This window comes from Kineococcus indalonis (genome assembly GCF_009906395.1).
Lineage (GTDB): Bacteria > Actinomycetota > Actinomycetes > Actinomycetales > Kineococcaceae > Kineococcus > Kineococcus indalonis.
On record NZ_JAAALM010000807.1, the window covers coordinates 1 to 1,202 of the forward strand.

Sequence of the window (1,202 nt, forward strand, 5' to 3'; positions counted from 1 at the left end):
GAGCACGACCGCCCCCCCGCCCGTCGCGGGGGCCGGTGCGCTCGACGCGGGCGGGGGGGCGGTCGTGCTCGGCGCCGCCGCCGGGGAGGACGTGGCGGGCGCGGGCGCGCCCGAGGGCTCCTCGGGCGCCGGCGCGCTGCTCGCCGGTGCGGGCGCGGGGGTGGTGGCCGGGTCGGCGGCGACGGGCCCGGAGGTCTGCGAGGCCACGGTGCGCACCGAGGTGCCGTCGCCGCGGGTCAGGGCCAGGGCGGTGCCCCCGCCCACGACGACGACCGCGGCGGCGGTGGCGACGGCGGTCCAGGCGCGGGTGGAGCGGCGGCGGGCGGTGGTGCTCATGCGGATCTCCTCGAGGCGGTCGGCGGGCAGCGTCGCGTCGGCGCGGGCGGCCAGGGCGTCGCGCAGGGCGCGCGCCGCGGGGTCGGTGGCGGGGTCCGGCAGCGGCCCGGCGCCGGCCGGACCCGCGCCCGCGGGGTCGCCGGGGTCGCGGGTCTCGCGGTGGTCGTCGTGGTTCACGGGGTCTCCTCCTGGCGGCTCAGGCCGGCGCGCAGGGCCGCCAGACCGCGGTGCGCGTGCGTCTTGACGGCCCCGCGGCTGATGCCCAGGGCCTCGGCGATGTCCTGCTCGGACATCTCGGCGGAGTAGCGCAGCACCAGGACCTCCCGCTGCCGGCCCGGCAGCGCGTCCAGCGCGGCCAGCACGCCGCGGTGCTCCGCCGAGCGCACCGCCCGCTCCTCCGGCCCCTCCGGCGAGGGGTCGGGCAGCGGGCGCCGGCGCTCGACGACGGCGCGGTGGCGCAGCACGTCGCGCGCGCCGTTGACCACCGCCTGCCGCAGGTACGCCACCGCGGAGGCGCGGTCGTCCAGGCGCCGCCAGCGGCGGTGCAGCGCCACGAACGCCTCCTGCACGACCTCCTCGGCGGTGGCCGTCTCCCCGGTGAACTCCGCGGCCAGCGCCACCAGGCGGCGCCAGTGCGCGCCGTACAGGACGGTCACGGCCGTGTCGGCGTCCCACGTGCGGGGGTCCTCCCCGTCCGTGCCGGCGCCGCCCGCGGGCGCGACGGCGGGGCCCCGGCCGACCTGCCGGTCAGCCACGGCGCGCCGCGCTCTGAGCATCTCCACACCGGTAGGACGAGCGGCAGGCGGTCACGGTTGACATCCAAGCGGAGCCGATCGCCCGCGCGGGGCGCCGTGGCTGACCGGCAG

Annotated in this window: 1 protein-coding gene and 1 pseudogene; both read right to left on the reverse strand. The window is 81.1% G+C overall.

Going from position 1 to position 1,202, the window contains the following annotated elements; translation table 11 throughout:
* Nucleotides 1-513: pseudogene (locus tag GTR00_RS23175) on the reverse strand (hypothetical protein); the annotation flags it as partial.
* Nucleotides 510-992: an RNA polymerase sigma factor gene (locus GTR00_RS21255; protein ID WP_407659764.1), complete on the reverse strand. Its 483-nt coding sequence runs from the start codon at nt 990-992 to the stop codon at nt 510-512. The gene GTR00_RS21255 and the pseudogene GTR00_RS23175, both read right to left, overlap by 4 nt.
* Nucleotides 993-1,202 lie beyond the last annotated feature (210 nt).